The following is a 24,809-nucleotide window of genomic DNA, read 5'->3' on the forward strand; positions in this document are numbered from 1 at the left end:
TCCGACAGGTCGGTTATAATAGAACATATAATCGATACCAGGGAGGGGGTCCCATGGGTACCAAAGAGCAGGCTGAACAACTCGTCGAGAGCATCGATCGTGCCCTGGGCGAGCTCACTTCCCTGATGTCTGATCCGGCAGAGGTAGCTTTCGACGATGTGCGCGATGCCTTCGTCCGCTTGGAAGAGACTGTGGCTAAAAAGACCTTTCTCGACGCCGCCTTTGCTTGGGTCAGCGAACGCTCAGACGCAGGCCGTCATGTAGGTTCTACCCGCCCAGTCGATTTCCTCATCAAAAAGCTTCAGCTCTCCCGGCAGGAAGCTTATGGCCGGATGGGCAGGGGCGAGGATCTCTTTAGCCCACCTGTGGCTACTGCCCTGCCTACTCCGAGCCGCCAGCCTGATGAATCAGAAGCACAACGACTGCACCGCGAACAGCTACTGCGCCAAGAAGAACACCGCCGCGCAGAGAAAGATAAGCAAGCCCAATTACAGGCGCGAAAACAAGCCCTAAAGCATGTCTCCACAGAGAAGCACCAAACCATTCGGACCGGATTAGCCGGGCTCAATGAGCATTCCAACCCCAGCTACGCAGCCTTGCATGCCCGGGCTTTAGTAGAAGCTCAATCGCGCGCCCCAGAGGATCTGCGGGTCTGGTTGCGGGCACAGATCACCAAAGCCAACGTGGCAGGCCGTCAAGCAGATGGCACCCGTGATCGGTTGGCTGGCCAAAAGAAGCGTTTCCTACACATTGGCCAGGCTGATGAGGATGGCAATGTTCGAATCTCTGGCAGTCTCCCTGCCTATCTCAGTGCCAAGCTCAAGGCTGCTTTGGCACCTGGTCTTCGGGCCGGCGTTAATGCTTCTGTGCCCGAGGACCAAGATAAGCGTTCTCGCAGTGTCCGGGCCGCCGATCAGCTCAATGTCCTCTTGGATGGGCATCTCGCTGCAGATGCTGCTCGGAACCGGCAAGGGGTTGGCTCAGTGGTAGTCAGTATGACTGTCCAAGACGTAGAAACCATGTCCGCTGACTCGAAGTTCATTGCCAACTCCGGTGATTTGCTGAGCCCCTTCGATCTCATGGCACTAGGTGCTGCCAAGTTTGATATCGCTACCCTGCATGATTCTGCTGGCAAGCCATTGGCCCTGGGCCGTTCGCTCCGCTCGGCGAGCATGTATCAAAAGCTCGCCCTCTTTGCCCGGGAAGCTCTATGCACCTGCGGCAATTGTGACGCCGCCATGATCAACACGGAGGTCCACCATCTCACCTCTTGGGGAGCAGGTGGCCTGACTGACATAGAAAACCTCACCTTATTGTGTCCGCCGCATCATGGCGATAACAACGATAAGCATGATGGTCAAGGTGGAATGGGGCATATGGCTACCGATCCAGCTACTGGCCGAGTCGGTTGGTCACCGCCTGGCGGTGGAGCGATTGAAGCAAATAATACTCAATTGCACGAGTATTCTGCCGGTGCGAAGATTCGGGCCCGGCAAAGGGAACACTCCCCCACACCTGCGGGCCACCCACCTGATCCGCCGACCCTGCTCGATCGTGCTAGTTAAGCCCGCGCTCAAGGGCCGGAGTTGCTGCCGCCAGGGTACTCAGCCGCGCCATGAATTCCTCCAGAAAGCGCTCTTGGTCGACCTCGAGAGCTACCTGCGCAGTTTTCACCGAACTATTGAGACGGCTTTCATCGGCGATGGTGCGGCCTCGGGTCGGTCCGCTGAGATCTACCTTGAGGTTGGTGGCCAGGCAGGTAACCAGGCTGGGATCGGCTGCCACCGCTACGGCCAACGGATCATGCAAGCCACAGCCTCCCAGATGCGGGGAGGTCACTTCATAGGCCTTGATGTAATAGTCAGCTGCTGTTGCCAAGAAGTGCCCGCCGACAGTGCCCAAGTCCCGCCAGATCTGGGTCTGTTTAGTAGTGAGCAAGGTCTGCAGGGTGACATCCAAACCAATCATGGTGACATCCTGGGCTTGGCGGAAAACCAAATCAGCAGCCTCTGGGTCTTGGTTGATATTGGCTTCCGCCCACGGCAACACATTGCCCGGCACGCTCACAGCCCCGCCCATCATGATGATCCGAGCATGGGCTGCGAAATAAGGATCAGCCTCTATCGCTGCCGCGATGGTAGTCGATGGTCCGGTGGGCACGATGATCAACTCATCGCCGTAGGCACGCACCGAGTCCACCAAAAACTCCACTGCGCTTTCCGTGCGCGCACTGGCAGTAGGTTCAGGCAAGCTGGCCTCGCCGATGCCGTTGTGGCCGTGGATAAATTCCGAGATCTCCAAGACCTCGAAGCTCTCCTTGGCCCGTGCCTGGGTGATTCCGGGATAAACAGGTACCTCTGGATAGCCAAAGAGCTCGAGGATGGCCAGGGAGTTGCGCACACCAGTGTCTACCGTGACGTTGCCATAAGTGCCGGTGACTCCGATCAACTCCAGTTCCGGCGAGCCCAAGGCATAGGTCAAGGCCAGGGTGTCATCGATACCGGTATCCAGGTCAAGGATGATCTTGGTGCGCACGGTAGCTCCCAGAGATTAGTCGATTTTCAGAATCCGCCGGACGGTCTCAACATCTCGGTGGATGGCACCGAGGAGCTCATCGACGGAGTTGAACTTGACCATATCGCGCACATGCCCCACAAAGGACACATCCGCTACTCGGTCGTAGAGGTCCGCAGTGTGGTCGAGCACGAAGGATTCCACACTGCGGCGAGTATCGCCGAAGGTGGGGTTAGTGCCCACCGAGATGGCCGCCGGATAGGCGATGCCCGGTTCCATGTCCCCATCAAGCGACTCTTGGCCACGGACGGTAAACCAGCCGGCATAAACTCCATCGGCGGGGATAGCCACCCGGTCACCGAAGTACTGGTTGGCGGTGGGATAGCCCAGCTCCCGGCCGCCCCGGCCAGCGCCGCGCACGACCTGGCCGCGAACGGTGAAGGGCCGGCCCAATGCCCAGGCAGCGCGCTCCACGTCGTTGCCGCTGAGGAACTGCCGGATGCTCGAGGAACAGATCCGCACGCCTTCATCATGGAAGAGATCAAGAACGGTGACTTTCACACCGTATTTGGCTCCCAGTTCACGCATGGTCTCAGCGGTACCGGAAGCATCGCGGCCGAAGGTGAAGTTCTCCCCCACCACCACAGCGCGCGCCCGCAGGGAACCCGTTACCAGGGAGGCGAAATAAGAAATCGGTTCCAGCCCGGCCAGCTCATGGTTGAAATCAACCACCAAGACGGCATCAATGCCCATCTCACCTGCCAACTCAAGGCGTTGCTCCAGCGAGGTGAGCAACAGTGGCGCCCACTCAGGGGCGAAAACGGCCATCGGGTGTGGGTCGAAGGTCACCAGCACGCTGGGTACCTCACGTTCACGCGCCTGGCTAACCGCTTCGGCCAACAACGTGCCGTGTCCGCGGTGGACCCCATCGAAAACGCCGATGGTCACCACCGATGCCTTCAGGTCAGCGGGGACTTCTTCAATTCCGTGCCAAACAATCACGGCTTAAGGATACGGCATAGACTTCCCCTATGACTGATGCACTGGCTGGTTCGGGACTCGTCGTGGTGGATAAGCCAGCGGGGATGACTTCTCATGATGTGGTTGCGCGTCTGCGCAGGTACTTTTCTACCCGCCGCGTAGGCCATGCTGGGACACTTGATCCCATGGCCACCGGGGTATTGGTGGTGGGTATTGAACGCGGCACGAAGTTTCTGGCCCACTTGGTCGCCTCCACCAAGTCTTATGAAGCAACCATCCGCTTGGGCGCGGCAACCAGCACCGATGATGCCGAGGGCGACGTGATTAGCGGAGCCAGCGCGGCGTCGATAAGCACTGAGCAGGTACTGGCCGGCATCGCGGCCTTAACTGGTGAGATCATGCAGAAACCCGCCAAGGTCAGCGCCATCAAGATCGATGGTAAGCGCGCCCATGAGCGGGTCCGCGACGGCGAGGATATTGATATCCCGGCCCGTCCAGTCACCGTGAGCCGCTTTGACGCGCTAGATTTTCGCCGCGAAGGCGAGTTCTTTGACATTGATGTCAGCGTGGATTGTTCTTCGGGTACCTATATCCGTTCCCTGGCCCGTGATCTTGGCGAGGCGCTCGGGGTGGGCGGGCACCTGACCGCACTTCGGCGCAGTGCGGTCGGCCCGTTCTTGCTGTCGGATGCTTTGACTCTGGAGAGCCTAGAGACCACCCCGCAGCTATCACTGAGCATCGATGAGGCGCTGAGCCGTTCCTACCCGGTGTTGGACGTCACCGAACAAGAGGCTGCCGCACTAGCGATGGGCAAATGGCTCGAGCCACGCGGGTTGAAAGGCACCTATGCGGCAGTGGATCCGCAGGGCCGTTCCATTGCGCTTATCAAGGAAAAGGGCGCGCGGTTGGCCACCGTGTTTGTGGCTAGGCCATCAACCCTCTAAGCCAGCAACCAGCCAGGCCCTACCACCAGCTAATTCACCGCAGTAGAGGCGATGACATAGCCATCCCGGACCATCCAGCGCCCAGCGATAAAGGGCACTGGAGTAGGCCGAACCAACAGGTAGGCGATGAAGGTGCCATCTTCGCGTAGATCAACTTCTGCTTCATCGAAACCCAACCAGCGGCGAGTCAGCGGAAACCACGCTTTATAGGTGGCTTCCTTGGCGCAAAAGAGCAGCCGATCAGCACAATCCAAGCCACCGGCACGCAGCCGAAGAAGCTGCGCCATCTCCCCTGGCCGAGCAATCGAACTGACCACCTCAGGCGGCAGCGGCTCTGCGGGTTCTGCATCTAAGCCCATGGAGAGCACCCGGCTACTCGGTGCCACTACGGCAGCTCGAAAGCCCTTGGTGTGGGTCAATGACCCGGCGACATTCTTCGGCCACAATGGCATGCCTCGCTCGCCGCGCAGGATCGGCGGATTCGGGCTATGCCCAAGCTCATGCAACGCCTGATGCGCGCACCAGCGAGCGTCACCAAACTCGGCTTTGCGGATATCTACCGCGCGGGAAACCAAGGCCTGCTCAAGCGGGTGCAAGTTGAGGTAATTCTGCAGATCCGGGTGGTCACGATCTGTGACCACGTAGCAAAACTTCGATGAAGGTGGGAACAACTGGGCATCAATCATTCGATTGGCCGACCTTCATCACCGGATATGGCCAGGGATTGAGATGACCGTGACGCTCCCATTCCCGCGGATAGCCTAAGGAGACCTCGATATGGTCAATGCCGTCGACTTCCATTTTAGAAGGCATGTGCAGGTGCCCATAGATCACAGCTTGGGCGTGGTAGCGCTCCGCCCAGGTGCGAGTGTGCCGAGTACCGCACCACAATGCGATCTCCGGGAAGCGCATCTTCAAGGTCGGCTCTTGCACCAACGGCCAGTGATTGATCAAGACGGTGGGCCCTTCGACCCGAGAGAGCCGCTTGATGGAATAAGCCAACCGGTCCCAGCACCAAGCGCGGATATCCACGAACGGGGCGATGGCGAACTCATCGGTCATCATGATCTGTTTGGCGTGGGCATCGGCGACGGCTTGTTCAACGGTCATCCCCGGCTGGCGGAAGCTGTAATCGTAGAGAGTAAACAGCGGCACCAGCGTCACCCCGTTAAACACTGGGTACGGGTCTTCTGGGGTGAGCACGCCCATCGCGCGGCAGCCCTCCACCAACTCGGTGTATTTTTCTCGCCCTTGGCGCCGCTCGGTAGAACGGGAAAACAGCTCGTGGTTGCCCGGCACCCAAATAACTTTGGCAAAGCGTCGGCGCAATTGGCCCAAAATGCGCATCACGAGGTCGGTGCGTTCGGCAACATCGCCGGCCACGATCAACCAATCGGAAGGATCGGTGGGTTGGATCTGGTCAATATGCCCGGCATTGGCTTTGACAGCCGCATGCAGATCACTAACCGCCCACAATGTGGTGCTCACCGAATGAACCTCCCTGAACATTTAGGCATCGAGTTATCTCTCATGTGTCTACCACAGCCCACTTCATTGACTGGAAACGCCAGACTACCGCCAGCAGCCGGATGATCATGAACGCCACCAGCCCGATCCAAATGCCAGTCAGTCCCCCGTCCACGGCATAGGAAATCCACACTCCGGGCAAAAAGCCAATCAACACCGAGGCGATGGTGATCGTGCGCAGGAAAGCTGCATCTCCGGCGCCGAGGAGCACTCCGTCTAAGGCAAAGACCACTCCGCCTAGCACGATCATCACGATCATCAGCCACCACGGTTGGGCAATGGCAGCTAGAACCGCCGGATCATCAGTAAAGATCTTCGGAATGATTTGAGAAAACACGGCAAAAACTAGGCCGAGCATTCCGGCGAAGATTGTTGAGTAGGCCACGACTCGTTTGCCCACTTGCTTAGCGACGCTCACTGTTCCCCGGCCAAGTGCCGCTCCAGTCAACGTCTGTGCCGCAATAGCCAAAGAATCCAACACCAAAGTGATGAAGTTCCATAGCTGCAGCATGATCTGGTGCGCGGCAAGGGAAGAAGTACCAAAGCGAGCGGCCACCGCCGCAGCGGAGACAAACGCCACTTGGAAGGACGCCGAGCGCAGGATCAAATCGCGGCCCATGACCAGCTGGTGTTTCATCACGGACCACTTCGGGCCCCAGCTGCCCACGTGTTCGCGGCGCAAGGCAGCCAGGAAACAAAGAGCAGTCACGGAGACTCCGGCGACATTGGCCATCGCCGAGCCCACCAGCCCAAAGTGACTGACCAAGATCGGGATTAAGATCGCTCCGGGAATGACCCCAGCTAGAGTGAAATACAGTGGCCAGCGAGTGTTTTGAATACCACGCAACCAGCCATTTCCAGCCATGATTACCAAGGTCAGCGGGATGGCTAGCGCTGCGACATAGAGCCATTGACTGGCTTGCTGGGCCAATTCCCGATCGCCGGTGAGCCACCAGGCGATATCCGAGCCAAAGCTCCAGATCAAGGTCGCAATGACAATGCCCACGGCAAGCCCCACCCACGTGGCTTGCACACCCTCAGCGATGGCTTCGCTGCGTCTCCCTGCGCCAAATAGCCGGGACGAGCGTGCCGTGGTGCCATAAGACAGGAAGGTCAGCTGTGTGGTCACCGTCGATTGGACGGTGGTACCTACGGCAAGTGCTGCCAGCTCGGAGGAGCCGAGGTTGCCGATAACGGCGGTGTCGAGAAGCAGATATAGCGGAGTCGCGGCAAGCACCCCGAGGGCGGGCAGCGCCAGTGCGAAGATATCCCTGGCGGTGACATTCACCTAGCTTGCAGCTCCCCCAATAGTCCTGCCAACACCTGCTCTGCGGTGCCAGAGGCCGAGTAACCAGCAGCTGGAATATGTCCACCGCCACCAAGTGCCACCGCTACCTGGGAAACATCCATGAGGTCGGAGCGAAGAGAAACATGCCAGAGACCTGGATGGGATTCTTTCAGTACCGCCCCAATATCAGTGCCATCGAGTGAACGAACAGCATCCACCAAGCCCTCCACCGCTGCGAGCGAACCACGCTGGAGCAGCGCATTGTCGGCGATAATGACCGCGACCTGATGCCTACCGGCGTGGTGTACTTTCACCCCGGAGAGTGCTTGTCCGATCATCTGTAAATCTGCAATCGAGCCAGAATCAAGCATGTCCACGGCGATCTCACGAACGTCAATGCCGGTAGCCATCAATTTGGCGGCAAAGGAGTGCATCGCCGAGCTACCCCAGCGGAAGCTGCCAGTATCGGTGAGCAGGCCAGCATAAAGGGCATGCGCAATCTTGCTACCGATCTGGATCTCCAGCTCATCGAAAAGCCGACCGATGATCGTGGTGGTCGACTCTGCTTTGAGGTCAAGGAGATTGACATCGCCAAACCCAGGGTTGGACGAGTGATGATCGATGACCAAGACGGCGTTGCTGCCCTCCTGGATCTGGGTAGCTAATGCGCCCGTGCGATCAAGTGAGCCACAGTCGACGGTGATCACTAGATCAACCTGGCCAAGTTCTGTGGTCAGTTGGATGTCCTCGGCACCGGGAATAGTCAGTAGATTGGCGGCAAACTCGGCGTTTTGACCGATCATGCCCACCGCGTGTTTGCCTCGTTGTTTCAAACCCGCGACCATCGCACACACTGAGCCGATGGCATCGGCATCAGGGCGCACATGGCCTACTACGGCGATGGAGTCAGCCTGGGTAATTAACTCAATGGCATCCCGGTAGAGAGACATTATTCCTCGTCTGCAGTCTTGTAAGGGTTAGCGTCACCGGCCGGCTGTGCGTTTTCCTTGAGCTTGGCCAGCTCAGCATCGCGTGCTTTGGCTCTGGCCAATAGCTGCTCCATGTGAGCGGAAGCCTCCGGCACATCGTCATATTGGAAGGCCAGCGTCGGGGTGAATCGCACTCCCAATTCCGAGCCGACGATCTTGCGCAGCTGGCCTCGAGCACGGTGGAAAGCCTCGGCGGCAGCATCTAGGTCCGGCTTTTCTTCAATGGTGCGACCGCGGACGGTGTAAAAGATAGTGGCATCGTGCAGGTCACCGGTAACCCGAGCATCAGTGACCGTGACCAGCTCAAAGCGCTGGTCCTTGACTTGGCTTTCGATGGCCGAAGCCACGATGGTCTGGATTCGTTTAGCCATGCGGGCAGCGCGGGCATGATCAGCCATGTCTGGGGGCTCCTTGTCGTCAATATTCCTCGAAAGCAAAAGTCTACCCCGGCTTAGGCTCAGGCAATTCGCAGCCCCGGCAGCGGCCAAGCGCGCGGGTGCTGATAGCGCTGTTCAAAGGGGTAGCCGAGAGAGACATCCACATGCGGGATTCCCTCGACGATGAGTTCTCGCGGCATGTGCAGATGACCGTGAATTACCGCCACTGCTTGGTAGCGGGTAGCAAAATCCCGGGTACTGGTAGCCCCGCACCACAACGCCAACTCCGGTTGCCGTAGCGCGTGGGTTGGTTCCACGACTAGGGGCCAGTGATTGACCAGCAAGGTCGGGCCATCGATCTGTTCGAGGCGCTTTCGCGAGTAGGCCACTCGTTCCTGACACCAGGTGGCAACATCGACGAAGGGCTCAATATAGAGAGTGTCATCGAGCATCGCGCGTGCTGTTCGGGCGGCGTTCATGGCTTGAGTGGCGGTATGGCCTGGATCGCGGAAGCTGTAGTCATAGAGAGTAAACAGTGGTGCGATAGTGACGCCACCAAATACCGGGTACGGATCTTCTGGGGTATCAACCCCGACCGCTCGGAGTAGTTCCACGAGCACTCGGTAGCGCTCACGTCCGCGAAAGCGATCGTGTCGCTTGGCAAAGAGTTCGTGGTTGCCTGGGGTGAAGATGACACGCGAAAATCGCCGCCGGAGAGTGGCGAGGGTATCAACAACGACGTCGATATCCTCAGCTACATCTCCAGCGACGATCAGCCAGTCCCCCGGGTCCGCAGGGTGCAAGCGCTCAACGCGCTTACGGTTTGCGGACCAGGTGACATGGAGGTCTGAGACCACCCAGAGGGTGCGACTCATGCTAGTCGCGCGGGACCTCGACCTGTTCGAAGACCTCGATCTTGTCGCCTACCTGAATGTTCGGGTAGGACAAGACCATACCGCACTCGTAACCGGCGGAGACCTCAGTGGCATCGTCCTTCTCACGGCGCAGCGACTGGATGGTCGCCTTCTCCGCGATGACGGCGTTGTCACGGGTGATCCGAGCGGTCGCGTTGCGGCGGACCTTGCCGGAGCTGACCATACAACCGGCGATGAGGCCGACAGAGGACGCCTTGAAGATCGCGCGGATTTCGGCAACGCCGACCTCGCGCTCTTCGTAAATCGGCTTGAGCATGCCCTTGAGAGCCTGCTCGACTTCTTCGATGGCGCGGTAGATAACCGTGTAGTAACGGATATCGACGCCCTCGGAGTTGGCTTCCTCGGTGGCCTTACCCTCAGCGCGAACGTTGAAGGCGATGATCACAGCGTTGGACGCCGCGGCCAGGGACACGTTGGTCTGGGTAACCGCACCGACACCGCGGTCGATGATGTTGAGCTCGACCTCGTCGTCCATCTCGATCTTGAGCAGCGATTCTTCCAGCGCCTCGACGGAGCCGGCGTTGTCGCCCTTGAGGATGAGGTTGAGCACCGAAGTCTCCTTGAGGACCGAATCCAGGTCCTCGAGGGAAACGCGCTTGCGGGACTTAGCCTGCATGGCCGAGCGGCGACGAGCATCTCGCTGAGCAGCGATCTGTCGTGCCAGACGGTCATCCTCGACTACCAGCAGGTTATCGCCGGCGCCGGGGACGCCATTGAGTCCCTGCATCTGGACCGGACGAGACGGGCCAGCTTCTGCGACATCGGCACCGTGCTCATCGATCATGCGACGCACACGGCCATAGTTGCCACCGACGACGATGGAGTCGCCGACGCGCAAGGTACCGCGCTGGACTAGGACAGTAGCCACCGGGCCGCGACCGCGGTCCAGGTGAGCTTCAATAGCAACGCCCTGAGCGTCCATGTCCGGGTTGGCGCGCAGATCCAGGGAGGCATCTGCGGTCAGGACCACAGCTTCGAGCAGTTCCTCGATGTTGATGCCCTGCTTGGCGGAGATGTCGACGAACATGGTGTCGCCGCCGTACTCCTCAGGAATCAAGCCGTACTCGGTGAGCTGGCCACGGATCCTCTCCGGGGAAGCCTCTGGCTTATCGATCTTGTTGACCGCCACCACGACCGGGATATTGGCGGCCTTGGCGTGGTTGATGGCCTCAATGGTCTGGGGCATGACGCCGTCATCGGCAGCCACGACCAAGATTGCCAGGTCAGTGGACTTGGCACCACGAGCACGCATGGCGGTAAACGCCTCGTGACCCGGGGTGTCCAGGAAGGTAATGCGACGTTCACGATCTTCGATCACGAGCGGCACCTGGTAGGCACCAATGCCCTGAGTGATGCCACCGGCCTCGCCGGAACCGACGTTGGCCGAACGGATGGTATCGAGCAAACGGGTCTTACCGTGGTCAACGTGACCCATGACAGTGACCACTGGAGGACGCTTCATGAGTGCGTCTTCATCGCCCTCATCCTCGCCGAACTGCAGGTCGAAGGACTCGAGCAGCTCACGATCTTCGTCTTCCGGAGAGACGACCTCAACCTCGTAGTTGATCTCCGAACCCAGCAGCTTCAGGGTCTCTTCCGAGACTGAAGCAGTAGCGGTGACCATTTCGCCGAGGTTGAACAAGGCCTGGACCAGTGCGGCCGCATCGGCGTTGATCTTGTCAGCGAAGTCAGACAGGGATGCGCCACGACGCAGGCGAATGCTCGCGCCGCGACCGTCGGGGAAACGAACGCCGCCAACGACGTTCGGAGCCTGCATGGACTCGTATTCATTCCGCTTCTGGCGCTTGGACTTGCGTCCACGACGAGGTGCGCCACCCGGACGCCCGAAGGCACCCGCGGTACCGCCACGACGACCGCCACGGTTTCCGCCACCGGGGCCACCACCGGGACGGAAGCCGCCACCTTGGTTGCCGCCACCGGAGCCGCCACGACCGCGACCTGCGCCGGCCGACTTCTGGGGCATTGCACCGGGGCTCGGATGAGTCGGCATCATAGCTGGGCTCGGACGACGTCCGCCGCCCTGTGCCGGGCGATCTGCACCGGGACGATCAGCATTGGGGCGCTGACCGCCCTGGCCGCGGCCGCCCTTGGCTCCGCCTTGTGCGCCACCGGGGCGCGGGCCGGATGAGGAGCCACCGGGACGAGGTCCGCCACCCTGCTGGGGGCGTCCGCCCTGCTGCGGGCGTCCACCTGGACGCGGGCCGGGGCGATTGCTTCCGCCACCGGATGAGAAGGGGTTGTTGGCCACTCGCGGGGACCGTCCGCCCGGCTTGGGCATGGGGCGCGGCATGGCGTTGGCGGGGTTCGGACGCTCTCCGCCGGGCTTGGGAGCCGGAGCTCCCGGCTTTGCAGCGGCAGGCTTAGGTGCGCCCGGCTTGGCAGCAGCCGGTTTCGCTGCAGCAGGCTTTGCAGCTGCGGGCTTAGCGCCAGCAGGCTTGGCTGGAGCAGGCTTTGCAGCAGCAGGCTTCGCGGCAGCAGGCTTGGCTGGAGCCGGCTTTGCAGCAGCAGGCTTCGCGGCAGCAGGCTTGGCTGGAGCCGGCTTTGCAGCAGCAGGCTTAGCAGCAGGCTTAGGAGCACCGGGCTTAGCGGCAGGCTTAGGGGCGCCGGGCTTCGGAGCGCCGGGTTTAGGGGCACCGGGCTTGGGAGCGCCGGGTTTAGGGGCACCGGGCTTCGGGGCACCTGAAGTAGCAGCAGCGGGCTTAGCAGCACCGGTGCTCTTCTCGTAGTGGCTACGCATCTTCTTTACCACCGGGGGTTCGATGGTCGATGATGCGGTCTTGACGAATTCGCCTTGCTCTTTGAGCGCGACGAGCAAATCCTTGCTGGTGACACCGAGCTGTTTTGCAAGCTCATGTACACGTAACTTTCCGGGCACTTCTCTCCTCTTGATTTCCCTAGAGGACGAGTGCCCCGGAAAGGGGTTTCTCGGCCTCTAGATGATGTCTGTGACGTTCATCGCTGATGCTTCATTGTGATGTGCTCATCAGTGTTCGGTCTTCCTTGTAATGTCGGTTCCGGCAACGGGTGCTGCGAGGTACGTACGTACGTGACCTGAATCCACGGCCGTGGACATCCGGAACGCCCGCCCAAAGGCGCGGCGTTGTTCCGCTAGCTCTAATGCGACCACATCAGGTGTAATCCAAGCTCCCCGACCGGGGAGTTTTCGAGAGGGATCCGGCAAGAGCCTGGTACGAGTGGGATCCTCGGGATCGAGGACCACTCGGAGCAACTCTGTGTCGGGTCTGCGCTCCCTAGTCGCTATACAGGTACGGACACGGATCTCGCGGGATGTACCAGTGGCACGTTCGCGGATTTCCGTCATTCGTCTCCTCATAGTGACTGGCTCAGACTGCCGTCGAGGCTCGACGGCATGATCTCACATAGGCCACGTGAGAGTTTACGCCATTTTCACCTGAATTTGAACTTCCGCGCAGTTTTTCTCTGCCCGGAGGATCATTTAGCTCTAATCAGCGTCAGAGTGGATGTCAATCTTCCAACCGGTTAGGCGAGCTGCCAGGCGCGCATTCTGGCCTTCTTTACCGATGGCCAGCGAGAGCTGATAATCGGGAACCGTCACCTGGGCAGCTTGAGCTTCTGCATCGGTGATCTCCACGTTGACGACCTTGGACGGGGCCAAAGCGTTACCAACATAGACGGCTGGGTCCTCGGAGAAGTCGATGATATCGAGCTTTTCGCCACCCAGTTCGTTCATAATATTGGTCACGCGCTGTCCACGCGGGCCGATGCAAGCACCCTTGGCATTGAGTCCCTTGACTCGGCCGATAACCGCGATCTTGGAACGATGCCCTGCTTCGCGAGCAATGGAGATGATCTCGACAGAACCGTCAGCAACTTCGGGGATTTCCAACTCGAACAGGCCACGAACTAGCTCGGGGTGGGTGCGTGAGAGGTTGATCTGGATGTTGCGGGTGCCTCGGTTCACTCCGACGATGAATGCCTTAACACGATCGCCGTGCTCGAGCTTTTCGCCGGGGATCTGCTCAGCGGGCAGCAAAATACCATCCTGATGGTCGGCCTCAGTACCCAGCTGAACCACGACCATGCCACGGGAGTTAGCGGCGGAGTCACGCTGAACGACACCGGAGACAACCTGGCCTTCATAGCCTTGGTAAGCATCGAAAGCACGGCCAGCTTCAGCCTCACGCATGCGGCGAATGATGGCGTCACGGACTGCTTGCGCGCCGATCCGGGAAAAGTTGCTGGGGGTGTCATCAAACTCGGAGACAACTTCGTCGTTTTCATCGAGCTCGGAGACGATGATGGTCACTGAGCCGGTGGTCTTGTCGAAATCCACGCGAGCCCGGGAGTTTTCTGCGGGTCCGCGATGCTCGCGGTATGCATGCAACAGTGCCCCGGCGATGGTCTGGAGGAGATCGTCAACGCCGATTCCCTGATCCTTCTCGATCGCTTCAAGCGCCCGGATATCAATATTCACTTGTGGTCCTCTCGCCATGTCATGGCCAGTTCAAAGTCGAGTCCGGTCAGCTCGAGCTCGGCTTCCGGAGTTTTAGCGAACTCAATTTCTACCACTGCAGATACCGGATCTGCCAATTCGTGCACCTCTACCAGCCGTTGTTTCTTTTCGGTGCGCACGAGGATGACCGAATCTTCCTCGGCCGATAGTGCGCCAATGCGCCAGGTGCTGGACTGGCCATCCTGGGAGAGGGTGACCAGGCGATGACGGTTGCGGCGCCAATGCCGCGGTGCTGTCAACGGAAGGTCAACCCCTGGGGTGGAGACCTCCAGGGTGTAGCCGGCGCCGAGATTGACTTCGTTGGCGGCCTCGGCGGCGTCGAGAAGCTCGGAGATCTCTTGGGCCAAGACCTCGATCTTGTCGAGGTCCGGCCGATCATCGGCATCAAGCCGGATAGAGACTACTGATTTCTTGCCTGCTCTAGTGATCTTGATTGCTTCGATGTCGAGCCCATGAGAGGAGACGACAGGAGCGATCAGGTGACTGAGTTCTTCGACGCTGGGGAATGCCATACCGCTTAGCCTATCCCGGACCGGTAGGGTGAGTTTTCGTGAACCGTCGTCTCGCCACCATCGCCATCGCTCTGGCGGTATCGCCGCTGTTGGCCTCCTGCACTATCGAGGACACCCTCGATTTCTTTGGCCCCAAGCCAAACCAGGAATTGGCGAGCTTGGCAGATCAAGCCACACTCGACACCGAACAGTTCGGCGCAGTTTCCGAGCTGCGTCAACGCCACACCGATGAGCTCTCAGCTGAGATCATCCGCTTGTGTGGGGTATTTCCCAATGGCACCATTCCCGAATCTTGTGAATTTGTTCCCGATCCAACCCAGGCCACCGGCATCGATCTTGAGCAATCTTTGGCCCTAACGCTGGAAGCCGCCGAAGATGTGCCTGAGGAATCCGTGGCGTTGGTGACCCGCCAAGCCGTCGATCTAGCCCGTGTGGAAGCCCCCTCCGAGCTACCTGTCGCAGTTGATCCGGAACGAAGTAGTGCAGATGCGCGCCTGCTCTTAGAGCGCGAGTACGCCGTCGTCTACGGGCTCGGTGTGGCCCGAGCGTTTATCTCCTTCGATCGCTTAGACGCACTCGATGCTCTGGCACAGACACATGTGCAACGGATCTCTGCGCTGCGTGAGGCCCTTGTCATCGCCAACGACAATGATAGTGACGGCGACAGTGAGATACCGGTCGCTGAGGCTGGCTATGAGTTCAACGGGATCGACGAACTGAGCACCGCGAAAGAAGCCGAGGCTTTTGTCGACCGGATCGAGAGCGATCTCGCCCAAGATTGGCTCGCTGCTGCCGTTGATGCGCAGTCGCCAGATTGGCGTGAATGGCTGGTAGCTGCCACTGCGCACTCGGAGCTAGCTACTGAGGCATTCCTCACAGGCAATTAAGGGTCTATGCTGAGGTGTCCACAACTTCTGTTCCGGAAGGTCTCATCCCGTGACTGCCTCAACTGCTAAAGCCTTCCGATGGCTTGCCCTTCTTTTAATTGCATTCGGGATCGGCGTAATCGCCCTCGGGGCTGCGGAGCAACCCTCCAATTCCACCGATATGCTCCCCGATGATGCTGAATCCACTAGGGTCGCTGAGATCCTCGAACAACGCCCTGGCGAAGACACCAGTGCTGCCATCGTCTTTTTCAGCACCACTGATGAATCGACCATCGATATGGCCGATCTTGGTCAGCGTGCTGAACAACTAGGTGGCCCGCTGATCCCCAGCGAGGATATGACCGCCGCGATTGTGCCCATTGAGGTACCCGCAGAGGGTCTGACTGACAACGTCGACTTGGTCACCGACATCCGCGCGGAGGCTGCTGAAGGGCTCCCTGACAACGTCACCTCCCAGGTCACTGGACCTGCTGCCATCAACGCTGACCTTTCAGGCGTGTTTGAAGGTGCCAACTTCATCTTGCTGGCAGTAACCGGCTTGATCGTGGCCTTCTTGCTGATCGTGACTTACCGCTCCCCTATTCTGTGGATCTTGCCTCTGCTAGTAATTGGTGTCGCCGATCGCGTCGCTGCCACTGGTTACACGTGGATCCTTGATGCTGTTGGCGGCGCTTGGAACGAATCCACCTCCGGCATCCTGTCGGTTCTAGTGTTTGGCGCCGGCACCAACTACGCCTTGCTGCTGATCTCTCGCTACCGGGATGAACTCCATAATCACGAGAGTCGCTTCGATGCCATGGCCGCTACGTGGGGGCCGACCATTAAGACGGTCTTTGCCTCTGGTGCGACCGTGGTCATTGGTGTGGCCTGTCTGCTACTTTCTGCCATACCGACCACCCGCGGCTTGGGCATGGCCTCAGTATTCGGCATCATCGTGGCCTTTATTTTCGCCATGTTTGTTCTGCCCGGCATCCTCGTGTTCTTCGGCCGGTGGGTCTTCTGGCCCAAGGTGCCCAAGCTCGGCGATAGCGTCAACCATAAGTTCTGGGACCGGATCGGCGAGTTCGTCCGGGGCCGTCCGATCCCGGTGGTCTTAGTTTCACTGTTGATCCTCGGTGCGGCCTCCATCGGTGCTTTCCAACTAGAAACCGGCCTGACTAGGTCTGATCAGTTCATCGATACCCCCGAGTCCATCTCAGCGGCTACCGACCTTGAGGAAGCCTTCCCTGATCAAGATGCCACTCCGGCGATCGTGGCCACCCAACAGGCAGAGATGGTCACTACTTCATTGGAAGAAGACGGCGCTACGGTTACTCCCCAAGAACCCGCTGGGGACTGGGATATTCTCCAGATCGCTGGACCGGATACCGCGGAGTTGCGCGAACTGCTCACCGGCACCGATGCCCTCGTCGGTGGCACCGATGCTCAGCTCTATGACGCAGAGATCTCCAATGCCGCTGACCGGCAGGTTATTTTCCCAGTCATCCTCGCGCTGATCTTGGTAACGCTGATGGTGCTGCTGCGTTCGGTGGTGGCGCCGCTGATCATGACTGCCACCGTGGTCCTAACTAACGTCGCTGCTTTGGGCGTGGGCTGGTGGATCTCAGTCGGTATCTTCGGCTTCGAGCGTTTCGACGGCTCGACCCCGCTGTATGCCTTCGTGTTCCTGGTTGCCTTGGGTATCGACTACTCCATCTTCCTGATCACCAGGGCTAAGGAGGAAGCCAAGATCGTCGGCACGAAGGAGGGCGTGCTGCGTTCGCTTTCGGCCACCGGTGGTGTGATCACCTCCGCCGGTATCTTGCTGGCTTCGGTATTCGCCGCCTTGGGCGTGCTGCCGCTGGTGGTGTTGGCCCAGTTGGGCATCGTCATCTTCGTCGGTGTCTTGTTGGACACCCTCTTGGTGCGCACAATCTTGATCCCCGCCCTAGTCCAAATATTGGGCGAGAAATTCTGGTGGCCAGCCAAGCTCGATAGCAATATCCCTGCCAATGAAGTCTCTGAGGATGAGTCCTTGAAGGTCTAATCCCCTACTCACTGCCTTAGAAAAATCTCCCCCTTTGCCAGCGCGGCAAAGGGGGAGATTTTTCTAGCTAACAAGCAGCGCCACTAACCGCGCACCAGCTCCAGGAGCCGAGTTACTGCCTCATCGGCTGGGATCTCTAGGGTCTGCTCGCCGCGGATCCGCAGCTCGATGACGCCATCGGCAAACGAACGACCCAAGATCACCACGAAGGGCATCCCCAGCAGTTCAGCATCCTTAAACTTCACGCCGGGGCTGACCTTGAGACGGTCGTCGAATAGCACCTCGAGGCCTGCACCATCAAGCTCCGCAGCGATATTGCCAGCGGCCTCAACGGCAGCGGCATCCTTGTTCGCTACGACCACGTGTACTTGGTAGGGAGCAATCTCGACGGGCCAATTAAGACCCTTCTCATCATGGCGCTGCTCCGCGAGCACCGCCATCAAACGCGAGACACCGATGCCATAGGAACCCATGGTTGGGACGGCACGCTTGCCGTTAATATCCAGGATCTGCAGGTCAAAAGCCTTGGTGTACTTGCGGCCGAGCTGGAAGATATGGCCAATCTCAATGCCGCGCTCAAGCTGTAAGGTGCCCTGGCCTTCCGGCGCGGGATCGCCCTCGCGGACCTCAGCGGCCTCGATGAATCCGTCAATCTCGAAGTCACGGCCGGCAACTAGGCCCACCAGGTGGTGGTTTTTAGCATCGGCACCGGTAATCCAAGAAGTACCACTGACCACGCGCGGATCGGCGAGCACGCGGACACCATTGGCTGCCAGGCTCCGCGGGCCGACATAGCCCTTGACCAGGAAGGGATTCTTGCGGAAATCAGCGTCCTCAGCCAAGGCCACCTCGGCCGGCTCCAGAGCAGCTTCGAGGCGCTTGAGGTCTACCTCACGGTCGCCCGGAATCAGCACGCCGAGCAGTTCACGTTCTTCTGCGCCTGGCTCCAACACGGTGAGCACGATGGACTTGAGGGTATCGGCAGCAGTGACCTCATGGCCGGCGACCTGCACGCCTGCCTGATTAGCCCAGTCCACCAGTGCGGTGATGGTCTCGGCATCGGGGGTCTCGTGTTCTACCGCCTCCGGCTGGCCTTCGATGGGTCGAGAAATGCCAGGCTGGGTCACCACGGCCTCAACATTGGCGGCATAATCGCCCTCAGTAGCGCTGACGAAAGTGTCTTCGCCGTTGGCGCTGATGGCCAAGAACTCCTCAGAAGCAGAGCCGCCCATAGCACCGGAGGTGGCTTCACAGATGGCGTAGTCCACGCCTAGGCGGTCAAAGATCTTCTGGTAGGCAGCGCGATGCGCCGCATAGGAGACCTCTAGGCCTTCATCAGACATATCGAAGGAGTAGGAGTCCTTCATCACAAACTCGCGACCGCGCAGGATCCCGGCGCGGGGACGCTCTTCATCGCGGTACTTGGTTTGAACCTGGTAGAGGGTGACGGGGAAATCTTTGTACGAGGAGTACATGTCCTTGACCGCAGAGACGAACATTTCCTCATGAGTCGGACCGAGCAGCATGTCGTTGCCCTTGCGGTCTTTTAGACGAAACAGGGAGGGGCCGTATTCGGTCCAGCGGTTGGTCTTTTCATAGGGATCTCGCGGCAGTAGCGCCGGAAAGAGCAGCTCTTGGCCGCCGATGGCGTCCATTTCCTCGCGGACCACAGTCTCGATCTTGCGCATCGTGCGCAGCCCCAGCGGCAACCAGGAATACACGCCCGGGGCGGCACGGCGAATATAGCCGGCGCGCAGCAGCAACTTGTGGCTGGGGACCTCGGCCTCAGCGGGGTCTTCGCGCAGCGTGCGCAGGAAAAGCGAGGACAGGCGTGTGATCATAAAAAGTAACTCTACCCGGTAGCCTGATCGCTATGATGATTGTGCTGCCACCTTCTGAAACCAAAGCTCAAGGCGGGTCTTGTGGACCGCTCGATTTGGGCTCATTAGCCTTTCCTGCGCTCAATGCCGTGCGCGAATCTATTCTGGCGGATCTCTCTGCACTACCGGTGAATGAGGCTCTGGGTGTACTGGGGATTTCAGAGAAGCTGCGCGGCGATGCGCAGGCTAATCAGGAGCTAATAACCAGCCCGACTATGCCCGCTATTTTTCGCTATACCGGTGTGCTTTTCGACGCCCTCGATGCCGCCTCGCTGCCTGCTGCCGCATTGCCGCGCCTGGTGGTCGGTTCTGCTTTGTTCGGTCTCGTTCGAGCTGAGGATCTCATCCCCCGCTATCGGCTCTCTGGGGGAACCAAATTGCCGAGCACAACCGGTGCCACGCCGACGATGAAAGCGCGCTGGGGGAAGGTGATCTCGGAAGAGTTAGCGCGCGAGGAGTTGGTGGTTGATTTACGTTCCGGTGCTTACCAACAATTAGGCAAGGTTCCAGATGCGGTGGTGGTGCGCGTGGAGTCGGTGCGCCCGGATGGTAGCCGGAAGGTGGTCAGCCACTTTAATAAGCAGTACAAGGGAACACTTGCCCGTGTGCTGGCGTTATCACCGCAGGAAGCCAGTTCGGCAGCAGAGGTGGTGGACATCGCCGCGGAGGCCGGCTTGGAGATGGAGATGACCTCGCCCACCGCGTTGACGCTGGTGGTCTAGCCACTAGACCTACAGAAACCGGAGTCCATTAGATCTGGCCTAATCGCATCACTGTTGTCTTACTCGGTAGAGCCGCCAATCAGGCTGCTCAGGACGTCCATCGTTGACAGCGATCAATTCTAAAGTGGCAATATCCGCGCCATCTGCATAGAACGTTGGGTATCTCAGGTTAATGGGATCTTGCGCTCCTCGCCCTTCCGAAGGCACCGCCAGGATATATTCCACCCCTTGCTCAGCAGGTTCTTCCAATCGATCAATAAAATCGGAGTCCGATGGAATTGTGAACTGACGTGGATTATTTGAAGCCACTACCACCGCGAAGCCATAGGTAGAGTCCACCAATACGGCCCCGTCTGCCAAATTGAGCACGTCTAGATAATCAGCTAGTCGTCGTTCAGTTCCGAATGTTCGCAACTCACTCGATTGCTGTTGGATCTGGTCCAAACTGGTGCCTCGGTTTCCAGATAGCTCTTGCTGCAGTGCATATTCTTGAGGAGCCCAATCGTCTGATCCCAATACAGGAAAGGTCAGGGCGATACTCGCGGCTGATGCAGCCACTAGCACTCCAAGAATGCCGGGGCTAACCGCTGGTTGTTTGGCACTGAGGACAGCCGCGCGCCCCGGACGTCGAGCTCGAAACGTTGCCGAAGCCGGTGCACATAGCAATAGCAGCACAGCATTCAACCCGATTGCGACCAGAAAAAAGCGCAAGAATTCAAACGTTGTCCCCGTGGTCGCCGAGAACACTTGAAATGCAAGAGCTGAGCCCATCAAGACTACGGGCAGGACCATCTCCCACGAACCCCGTCTAATGGACAACATCAAACTAACTAGTAACAGCAGAGGCAATAATGGTGCCAGAATTAGTATTCTGACTAGCGAATTGGAAAATGCCTCTGCTCCACCTTCCAGGCCTCCTAATTGCTCAATAATAGCTTCGTTGCCATAACTAGAAGATAGCTGGGAAACTAAGTCGCCTGTAATAAGCCATCCGGAGATAGTCCACACCAGGAAAGCCAGGCTCACCGGAGCAAGGAAAACCAGCACATCGACTAACGCATAACCTTTGTATAGCCCAGCGGTGATGTGGGAGCGTCGCTTCCACGTGATCATCCCCACGACTATGGCGGTGGCAACACTGACCACCAAAGCATCATATCTCGCTAAAAAAGCCACTGCTAGAGCAACACCAGCTGCAGCTAGATCATGAACATCATCAGTCTCAAGCCAACGAAGTAAGCGCCGACAAGCCCATAGCATAGCGAATAGAAATGGCGCCTCGCTCATGCCTGTAGCACCATAAAAAATAATCATTGGATTCAGCGCGAACAGTAATACGACCGCGTAGCTAAACCAGAGCGGAACTCCACGCTCGATTGCCATCTTCCATAACTGGTAGCAGGCGCCGGCCATAAACAAGGCAGAAACCACTACTGCGGCAAGAGCATATCTAGTCATTTCTGGGATCAAAGGAGTAGCAGCGACCAATGGTATCTCAGCCAGCGTAGATAACGGCGTAAAAACAAACCCCATTGCGGAAAGAGACGGGTCACGTCCAAATAGCACCGATTGCGCTTCCTGGACGCGCCCCAAGGAATCGCCGAGGAAGAACTTCATAGATAGGGCGACCCACGCTCCAGCCCCAAAATAGATCAATGCCATACTCCAAAACAGGACTATGCCAGCTTTTCGGCTTGAAGTGGGGGCAGTCTTGTCGGTGCTCAAAGACTCCGACTTGCTTAATATAGTCATTATGAGTCCAGCCCATGTGCAGTCTTTTCCCAATAGGAAGGCCGAAACAAAAGCTGCCATGTCCCCTTCACCGCAGCAATTGCCATTAACAGCCAATAAAGGGGAAAGAGCAACACTCCGATAACCAGAAACGGATCACGTTCTTCTCGGCAGCCAATTAAATTCATATACATGATTGCCGCATTGCCAACAATAAGAGATACCAAAGCAGGATAGTAAACCAGCGGAGGGAAAATCATGGCGATAAAAGACGACTGCCCCAAAATCCAAGTCAATGATAGATACCAAAAAACTAGGTTGAGCACTGCAATAATCGGCGTTCCTGCCATTAGAACAGTGAAACGGATAGCCGGCACCAGACCAATTTCCCTCACTAGCCAGCCAGGTCGGCGCATATAGACCAACCATGTCTGCAAATATCCTTTATACCAACGAGAACGTTGTCGAAGCCAGTTAATCGTGTCGCTATTTGCCTCCTCCCACGTCACTGAATCGAGTACCGCAGTGGAATGACCAAAGGCCTTAATCCGGACACCCAAATCTGCATCCTCGGTGACATTGTAGGGATCCCATGCCCCCAAAGCCCGAATGACTGGAGCTTTCAAATGGTTCGAAGTCCCGCCTAATGGAACCGGCGCGTTCATCCGCATAATTCCCGGAAGTAGAAAATTGAACCACACGTCATACTCGATAGTAAACCAAGCTGTGAGAAGATTCTGACGAGGATTCCGATACGATAAGCGAGATTGAACACAGGCAACAGTATCTGGAAGACTATTGAAAGCAATCACCACTTTACGCAGTTGAAGTGGGTCGGGAATATCCTCGGCATCAAAAATAGTAACTATTTCACCCGTTGCAAAATGTAAACCATAATTACATGCTTTTGGCTTAGTCCGTGGTTGCGCATCCGGAACTTTCAAAATAGTAGATATTTCATCCACTCCAGCGTCTTCCGCAGCAAGGATGGTCGGCTCATCATCCGCTTCAAGCAGAAGAAGAACCTGTAGTTTCTCAGCAGGATAATTAATAGAGCGCATTGAAGCTAGTAGCTGCCCAATCACCTCTGGCTCACCATATGCGGGAACCAGCACTGTGTAGGCTGGCAAATCCTCATCAGGTATCGCCAGGGCCTCTTCATCACTGACTCGAAGGATAGCGTTCTGATCCAGCCCGCGATAAAACATAACCATGCGATCTACCAAGGTTAGTACATAAACTGCAATCATCGTTCCCGAGATGAAAACCAGCATCCAATTAGTCGCCAAAATGAGTCCGAGAAGAGTTAGCACCGCTAGCGACGCGAATAGAATCTTCTGCCGTCCGGTGAAAGCAATCGCCGCGGAAACTAGTGGATCTCGCGTACGGAGACCATCAATGGCATCTTCAAGTGCCGCACGTTTCTGCTCTTCTGGAGCATCAATTGCCAAAATATTGCTAGTCATGGTCCCTCCACGTTTCCTCAACGATGCTGCGCCCAACGGAACTCACTACTTCAAGATTTCGATACGTCGAACTTTCATCAACCGTGACAGCATTTCCCCTTAAGAAGATAGTCACTATTCGCAGAAGAACGTTACTAAACGATGGGCTTAATTGTGGAAACGAGGAATAGTCCACTGCTTCATCCACTGTGATTATTGAAACTGATTCAATCACATCACCTTCGCGATTCCAATCAAAATCCAACCTAGTGGACGTTTGGTACTTATCTTCATCGACAATTGTGTAGACACTACCGGTCACTCCATGACCGAGGTCTACTTGAATAGGTCTAGACTGCCTACCATTGATAGTGCTATAGAGCATTTGCTTATTGAACATCTCAATGCGATAGATGCTATCCGAATGAAGAGTATCTACAACTACTCGATGTTCTGCATTAATTCCATCATTATCAACTAACCCAAAATCAGATTCAATCTCCTGATGTATCAAAGTCGAGCCCTCTCCAAAGAAAGTGCTAGCCCAACTCATATTGTCTTCTTCTAGCTGCACCCAACCAGCAGGCACATCGATGCCAGGAGTAGAACTGTAAATTGGACCAGAAGGTATCTCCTCGAACTGCACCTTAGGAAGTGGATACGCCGCGATAACGATTGAGCTGACTGCCAGTATCGCAATAGCTATTTTCGTATCTTTGACCGTAGGAGAAATAAGCGGCGCTGACTTTTCTGGGTGACCTGCCGTTGCTTTGGTAGCTGACCTAGAGGCTATCCGAGAAAATAATTTCCAATTGGAGAGGAACAAAAGGAAAACCACGACAATCACTGCAGGAATCTGTGCCGTCTGAATTGGCTTCTCTGGCAAGATTACCACTACTGGAAAAGCGACTAAAATATTGCCAATGAATACCGCTAGACCAAAAGCTAGTCGCAGGAGTGTTTTGCCACCGATAGCCAAAAAACCAGCAACTGACAGAATAATGGCACTAGCAATGACGCTACCCCACCAATTTCCTCCAGCGATCAGTCCGATAAACAAAAAAACCGGCGGGTTAAAGACCAGGAGCAGTAGCCATATTCGTGAATATTGAAGAGTTGCACGTGTGCCAAACAATAGAACCGATGCACCAAAAGTCCACACCACTACTGCTAAAAGATCAAAACGTAAGAGAAAGTACCAATCAGCAAATCTAGCTACTAGCTGCCATTCGATGGTCATCGAGATGATGATGGCAATGCTGCCAATTATATAGTCGACTTCGCGATCATGAATCGGTAACTGTTTAACTCGTTGCCGATCAATACCAACTAGCAGAACTAGTACAGCCAATAGCATGGTCAGACTGTAGGCAGCTGCCCCGTAGTGGAAATATTCCACTGTCCGTTCAACAGATTGGTTGAAGGCAACGAGTCCCAGCACAATAGCCACTAACCAACGCAGCGCGTAGCGTATGCTGCGGCGCGGCTGCTTCACACTGGGGGTAGTTGGCTTTAACAACGTGGAAAGACTCATA

The 24,809-nt window shown here is 57.4% G+C and carries 21 protein-coding genes; 5 read left to right on the forward strand and 16 right to left on the reverse strand.

Annotated elements, in window-relative coordinates; all coding sequences use genetic code 11:
- Positions 1 to 53 precede the first annotated feature (53 nt).
- Positions 54 to 1,565, forward strand: coding sequence for an HNH endonuclease signature motif containing protein (locus C5L39_RS03110; protein WP_123047415.1), 1,512 nt, complete (start codon positions 54 to 56; stop codon positions 1,563 to 1,565).
- Here C5L39_RS03110 and C5L39_RS03115 read toward each other — a convergent pair.
- Together C5L39_RS03115 and C5L39_RS03120 are read right to left on the reverse strand one after the other, a co-directional pair.
- Positions 1,558 to 2,535, reverse strand: coding sequence for a nucleoside hydrolase (locus C5L39_RS03115; RefSeq protein ID WP_123047416.1), 978 nt, complete (start codon positions 2,533 to 2,535; stop codon positions 1,558 to 1,560). The two genes, C5L39_RS03110 and C5L39_RS03115, sit on opposite strands and share 8 nt — an antisense overlap.
- A 15-nt stretch (positions 2,536 to 2,550) precedes the next feature.
- Positions 2,551 to 3,516 (reverse strand): bifunctional riboflavin kinase/FAD synthetase, encoded by a 966-nt coding sequence (locus tag C5L39_RS03120; RefSeq protein WP_123047417.1) that lies wholly within the window; start codon positions 3,514 to 3,516, stop codon positions 2,551 to 2,553.
- Between the two features lie 29 nt (positions 3,517 to 3,545).
- Here C5L39_RS03120 and truB point away from each other — a divergent pair, with 29 nt between their 5' ends.
- Positions 3,546 to 4,439: a tRNA pseudouridine(55) synthase TruB gene (gene truB, locus C5L39_RS03125; RefSeq protein ID WP_123047418.1), complete on the forward strand. Its 894-nt coding sequence runs from the start codon at positions 3,546 to 3,548 to the stop codon at positions 4,437 to 4,439.
- 29 nt (positions 4,440 to 4,468) lie between these two features.
- Here the strand turns inward: truB and C5L39_RS03130 are convergent, their stop codons facing one another.
- From C5L39_RS03130 to rimP, 10 genes are all read right to left on the reverse strand, one after another.
- On the reverse strand, positions 4,469 to 5,125 hold the full coding sequence (locus tag C5L39_RS03130) for a 4'-phosphopantetheinyl transferase family protein (RefSeq protein WP_123047419.1): 657 nt from the start codon (positions 5,123 to 5,125) through the stop codon (positions 4,469 to 4,471).
- Positions 5,118 to 5,927 (reverse strand): metallophosphoesterase family protein, encoded by an 810-nt coding sequence (locus C5L39_RS03135; RefSeq protein WP_123047420.1) that lies wholly within the window; start codon positions 5,925 to 5,927, stop codon positions 5,118 to 5,120. Before C5L39_RS03135 ends, C5L39_RS03130 begins: the two co-directional genes overlap by 8 nt.
- 40 nt (positions 5,928 to 5,967) lie before the next feature.
- On the reverse strand, positions 5,968 to 7,254 hold the full coding sequence (locus tag C5L39_RS03140; RefSeq protein ID WP_123047421.1) for an MATE family efflux transporter: 1,287 nt from the start codon (positions 7,252 to 7,254) through the stop codon (positions 5,968 to 5,970).
- A complete protein-coding gene (locus C5L39_RS03145) occupies positions 7,251 to 8,204 on the reverse strand; it encodes a DHH family phosphoesterase (protein WP_123047422.1) in 954 nt (317 codons plus the stop codon). The genes C5L39_RS03140 and C5L39_RS03145 overlap by 4 nt, the downstream gene beginning before the upstream one ends.
- Positions 8,204 to 8,641, reverse strand: a complete 438-nt coding sequence (rbfA, locus tag C5L39_RS03150) for a 30S ribosome-binding factor RbfA (RefSeq protein WP_123047423.1) — start codon at positions 8,639 to 8,641, stop codon at positions 8,204 to 8,206. Before rbfA ends, C5L39_RS03145 begins: the two co-directional genes overlap by 1 nt.
- 59 nt (positions 8,642 to 8,700) lie before the next feature.
- The gene (locus tag C5L39_RS03155; protein ID WP_123047424.1) at positions 8,701 to 9,495 is read right to left on the reverse strand and encodes a metallophosphoesterase family protein; all 795 of its coding nucleotides are present in this window, start codon (positions 9,493 to 9,495) and stop codon (positions 8,701 to 8,703) included.
- A gap of 1 nt (position 9,496) precedes the next feature.
- Entirely contained in the window at positions 9,497 to 12,451 is a 2,955-nt protein-coding gene (infB, locus tag C5L39_RS03160; RefSeq protein ID WP_123047425.1) for a translation initiation factor IF-2, read from the reverse strand.
- 108 nt (positions 12,452 to 12,559) lie between these two features.
- Positions 12,560 to 12,898 carry a YlxR family protein gene (locus tag C5L39_RS03165; protein ID WP_123047426.1) on the reverse strand — a complete coding sequence of 113 codons (339 nt, stop codon included), beginning with the start codon at positions 12,896 to 12,898 and terminating at the stop codon, positions 12,560 to 12,562.
- 141 nt (positions 12,899 to 13,039) lie between these two features.
- Positions 13,040 to 14,032 (reverse strand): transcription termination factor NusA, encoded by a 993-nt coding sequence (gene nusA / locus C5L39_RS03170; RefSeq protein WP_123047427.1) that lies wholly within the window; start codon positions 14,030 to 14,032, stop codon positions 13,040 to 13,042.
- Entirely contained in the window at positions 14,029 to 14,583 is a 555-nt protein-coding gene (gene rimP / locus C5L39_RS03175) for a ribosome maturation factor RimP (protein WP_123047428.1), read from the reverse strand. Before rimP ends, nusA begins: the two co-directional genes overlap by 4 nt.
- 38 nt (positions 14,584 to 14,621) lie before the next feature.
- Between rimP and C5L39_RS03180 the strand changes: the two genes are divergently transcribed.
- Together C5L39_RS03180 and C5L39_RS03185 are read left to right on the forward strand one after the other, a co-directional pair.
- Positions 14,622 to 15,470, forward strand: a complete 849-nt coding sequence (locus tag C5L39_RS03180; RefSeq protein WP_123047429.1) for a DUF4439 domain-containing protein — start codon at positions 14,622 to 14,624, stop codon at positions 15,468 to 15,470.
- A gap of 49 nt (positions 15,471 to 15,519) precedes the next feature.
- Positions 15,520 to 17,496, forward strand: a complete 1,977-nt coding sequence (locus C5L39_RS03185; RefSeq protein WP_123047430.1) for an MMPL family transporter — start codon at positions 15,520 to 15,522, stop codon at positions 17,494 to 17,496.
- 83 nt (positions 17,497 to 17,579) lie between these two features.
- Here C5L39_RS03185 and C5L39_RS03190 read toward each other — a convergent pair whose 3' ends face one another.
- Positions 17,580 to 19,337, reverse strand: coding sequence for a proline--tRNA ligase (locus tag C5L39_RS03190; RefSeq protein ID WP_123047431.1), 1,758 nt, complete (start codon positions 19,335 to 19,337; stop codon positions 17,580 to 17,582).
- Between the two features lie 32 nt (positions 19,338 to 19,369).
- Between C5L39_RS03190 and yaaA the strand changes: the two genes are divergently transcribed.
- Complete coding sequence (gene yaaA, locus C5L39_RS03195; protein ID WP_123047432.1) at positions 19,370 to 20,098, forward strand: peroxide stress protein YaaA; 729 nt, start codon at positions 19,370 to 19,372, stop codon at positions 20,096 to 20,098.
- Between the two features lie 48 nt (positions 20,099 to 20,146).
- Here the strand turns inward: yaaA and C5L39_RS03200 are convergent, their stop codons facing one another.
- The 3 genes from C5L39_RS03200 to C5L39_RS03210 all read right to left on the reverse strand — a co-directional run bounded on the left by C5L39_RS03200 (position 20,147) and on the right by C5L39_RS03210 (position 24,808).
- A complete protein-coding gene (locus C5L39_RS03200; RefSeq protein ID WP_165857961.1) occupies positions 20,147 to 21,760 on the reverse strand; it encodes a glycosyltransferase family 39 protein in 1,614 nt (537 codons plus the stop codon).
- An 89-nt stretch (positions 21,761 to 21,849) separates the two neighbouring features.
- Positions 21,850 to 23,295, reverse strand: a complete 1,446-nt coding sequence (locus C5L39_RS03205) for a glycosyltransferase (RefSeq protein WP_123047434.1) — start codon at positions 23,293 to 23,295, stop codon at positions 21,850 to 21,852.
- The gene (locus tag C5L39_RS03210) at positions 23,288 to 24,808 is read right to left on the reverse strand and encodes a hypothetical protein (protein WP_126268720.1); all 1,521 of its coding nucleotides are present in this window, start codon (positions 24,806 to 24,808) and stop codon (positions 23,288 to 23,290) included. The genes C5L39_RS03205 and C5L39_RS03210 overlap by 8 nt, the downstream gene beginning before the upstream one ends.
- Position 24,809 lies beyond the last annotated feature (1 nt).

This window comes from Corynebacterium alimapuense, from assembly GCF_003716585.1.
Taxonomy (GTDB): domain Bacteria; phylum Actinomycetota; class Actinomycetes; order Mycobacteriales; family Mycobacteriaceae; genus Corynebacterium; species Corynebacterium alimapuense.